Source organism: Xanthomonas sp. SHU 308, from assembly GCF_000364645.1.
GTDB classification, from domain to species: domain Bacteria; phylum Pseudomonadota; class Gammaproteobacteria; order Xanthomonadales; family Xanthomonadaceae; genus Xanthomonas_A; species Xanthomonas_A sontii.
In genome coordinates, this window is sequence record NZ_AQOK01000707.1 from 1 (window position 1) to 3281 (window position 3281).

The window sequence follows — 3281 nt, forward strand, 5'->3', positions numbered from 1 at the left end:
CAGCCGGAACGCGGTGTAGATGTCCGGCGCATCGCCGTAGCGGCCGGCACGGTAGTCGGCGAAGTTGACCTGCACCGCGCGCACGCTGCGTTCCCCGCCCAGGTCCACGGTGAGGGTCTCGCCGGGCGTGTTGCGTGCGGCCACCCAGTAGCTGCGCGGGTCCTCGTCGGTGGCGCGGTCGGCGGCGAAGCCGTCCAGGGTGGACGAGGCGGTGGCCGGCTTGCGGTAGGACAACAGCATCCAGCCGGTGAACAGCGCCTCCGGGTCGGCCACCGGGCCGTCCGGCATCCAGTGCGGGAAATCGCCGAAGCGGGTCGACACGCGCATCTGTCCGTCGGCGGCGAACGCGGCGGGGAACAGCACGATGCGCCGTTCGAAGGTCCAGTTGGCGCCGATCCAGGCGGTGCCGCTGTTCCACCAGTTGCCGTGCGCGTCCTGGAAGGTGGAGCCGTGGCCGGCGCCCTGCATGAAGCCGCCGGGCTTGTAGGCCACCGGGTTGTACGCCGCATAGACGAACGGGCCGAGCGGGTGCTCGCCGACGTACACGCCGTTGGCGTAGGCGTTGTACTCGCTGCCGGGCGCGCCGTACTGCAGGTAGTAGCGGCCGCCGGTCTTGGTCATCCACGCGCCTTCCAGGTAGCTGCCGATCGGGCTGCCGTCGGGGAAGCGGGCACCGCGGTGGTCGGGGCCGAAGCGCTCCCAGCCGTGCTGCGCCGGGTCCAGCGCGAGCAAGGGCGTCGGCACGCCGCGGAAGGCAAACCCCTGCGCGTTGCGATCCATGGCGATGCCATACAGCGGATAGCGGTCCGACGAGCCCCAGTACAGGTACCACTGGCCGTCGTCGTCGATGAACAGGTCCGGGTCCCAGGGGCCGGGCGGCACGTCGCTGAGCGGGCGGCCCTTCATCTCGGTGCCGATCGGCTGGGCGCGCGGCAGCTTGGGCAGCAGCCGGGTCAGGAAGTCGAGCTTGCCGCTGGCCGGGTCGCGGGTCTGCAGCAGCGGGCGCGGTTCGAAGGCCGACTGCATGATCACCAGGCGGTCGCCGTCGGCCACCACCGCCGGCGCGACGATGCTCTCGAACGGCCAGCGGCTGGGCGTCACGAACTGCCAGTCGAGCAGGTTGCTGGAGCGCCAGTAGCCGTCGGCCAGGGTCTGGAACAGATAGTAGGCGTCGCCGAAGCGCACGAACACCGGGTCGGCGCCGGTGCGATAGGAAATGCCTTCGTTGAGTTGCTCGAAGTTGTAGCGGTAATCCAGGTCGATCGGATTGGCGTAGCTGCGCTGGCCTGGCGCCTGCGCCGCGGCCAGCCCGGCGGACGCCAGCAGCGCCAGCGTTGCGAATGCTCTGAACATGGCGATGGCCTTCCCCCCGTGGCGGCGCCGGCTACCGTAGCAAACGCAGCGGCAGGGCGCGATGCGGCAGGCCATGCCGCCGCGGTTACCATGGCGCCCGCCCGTTCGCCGCTGCCGTGCTGCGGCTGCGGCGCCTTCCTTCGCCGACCTCCGACTCCATGACCGCCAACGTTTCGCCGCGCCGCCTGCCGCCCGTGTTGTTGTCGTCCTTGCTGTTCGCGGCCGCTGCCGCCTTCGCCAACGACAGCAGCATCGGCGACGCCAATGGCTCCATCGAACTGATCCGCCAGCCGGACATCCGCATGAGCAAGGAAGACCTGTTCATCAGCGAGGAGCGGGTGCAGGTGGACTACGTGTTCACCAACACCAGCACGCGCGACCTGCTGGTGCCGATCGCTTTCCCGATGCCGCCGATGTACTTCGGCATGGCCGACCACAGCGCGCTCACCGACTTCAGGCTGTGGGTGGACGGCAAGCCGGTGCGCACCGAGCGCAAGCTGGTGGCGAAGCTGGACGGTGCCGACATCTCGCGCGCGTGGGCGGCCAGCGGCTGGACGCCGGACGACCTGGCAGAGTACGTCGAGGGCGGCACCGTTCCGGCCGGCCGCAAGCCGCTGCCCGCGCGCTGGTTCGATACGGATGGGCAGCCGCGCTTCACCCTCAGCGAGTACTTCGTCTGGCAGCAGCGCTTCCCCGCCGGCGGCACGGTGGCGATCCGCCATAGCTACGCGCCCAGTGTCGCTACCGGCGTGCCGATGCCGGCCAGCGACCTGATCGGCGAGTACGCCAAGCCCACCTGCCTGGACGCCGCCACCCAACAGCGCCTGCGTCGCCGCGCCGGCGCCAACGGCCTGCAGTGGAGCAACCTGCGCTACGTACTGCGCACCGGCGCCAACTGGAAGGGGCCGATCCAGGACTTCCACCTGACCCTGAAGAAGCGCGCCCCCGGCGACCTGCTCAGCCTGTGCTTCGACGGCGAGCTGCAGCGCACCGATGCGCTCACTTTCGAATTCCGCCAGCGCGACTTCGTGCCCGAGCGCGATCTGGACATCCTTTTCCTGCGCTGACGCGTAATCGGCGCCCGCAGCGGCCGGTCGCGCCGAAGCCGACATCCGGCTGAACGCCGATGCGGCGCGGTCGGCAGTTTCGACCCGACGCGGTGGCGCGCGCGGCGGCGGATCGGGCAGCATGCGGCGGCGCGATCCCTCCCCCAGGACCTGCCCGCATGCGCGATGCCGCCGTTGCCGCTTCCGATCCCGTCGCCTTGGTCGCGGCGCGCCTGGAACGCCTGCCGCCCACCCGCACCCTGTGGCGCCTGGTCGCGCTGCTGGCGCTGGGCGGCTTCTTCGAACTGTACGACCTGTTCCAGACCGCCTACCTCAGCCCCGGCCTGCTGCGCGACGGCATCTTCGCCGAGGGCGCGGCCGGCGTGTTCGGCATCGCCGACCAGGCCGCGTTCGCCTCGGCGACGTTCCTGGGCCTGTTCCTCGGCGCGAGCCTGCTCAGCCCGCTGGTCGATCGTTTCGGGCGCCGCGCGGTGTTCTCCTTCGCGCTGCTCTGGTACTGCGTGGCCACGGTGGCGATGGGCCTGCAGCACAGCGCGCTGGGGGTGATTTTGTGGCGCGGCGTGGTCGGCATCGGCCTGGGCGTGGAACTGGTCACCATCGATACCTATCTGTCGGAAATGGTGCCGCGACAGATGCGCGGTGCTGCGTTCGCGCTGGCGTTCTGCCTGCAGTTCCTGGCGGTGCCGGCGGTGGCGTTGAGCGCCTGGGCACTGGTGCCGCACGCGCCGCTGGGCCTGAGCGGCTGGCGCTGGGTGGCGCTGCTCAGCGGTGGCTTCGCGCTGGCGGTGTGGTGGCTGCGCAGCCGTTTGCCGGAGTCGCCACGCTGGCTGGCCACCCAGGGCCGCCACGCCGAGGCCGACA

At 70.9% G+C, this 3281-nt stretch carries 3 protein-coding genes; 2 read left to right on the forward strand and 1 reads right to left on the reverse strand.

The genetic code is table 11. The features are described 5' to 3' along the window. On the reverse strand, window positions 1-1353 hold a 1353-nt coding region (locus D588_RS0119180), incomplete at its 3' end, for a family 43 glycosylhydrolase (protein ID WP_017917133.1). 158 nt (window positions 1354-1511) lie between these two features. Here D588_RS0119180 and D588_RS0119185 point away from each other — a divergent pair. Beyond that, window positions 1512-2420 (forward strand): DUF4424 family protein, encoded by a 909-nt coding sequence (locus D588_RS0119185; protein WP_017917134.1) that lies wholly within the window; start codon window positions 1512-1514, stop codon window positions 2418-2420. A gap of 158 nt (window positions 2421-2578) precedes the next feature. Next, a partial coding sequence (locus D588_RS0119190; RefSeq protein ID WP_017917135.1) for an MFS transporter occupies window positions 2579-3281 on the forward strand: 703 nt, incomplete at its 3' end.

Bases quoted from the DNA above. Each gene is read 5' to 3' on its own strand.
- D588_RS0119185 (WP_017917134.1), top strand. From the start codon at position 1,512: ATGACCGCCAACGTTTCGCCGCGCCGCCTGCCGCCCGTGTTGTTGTCG.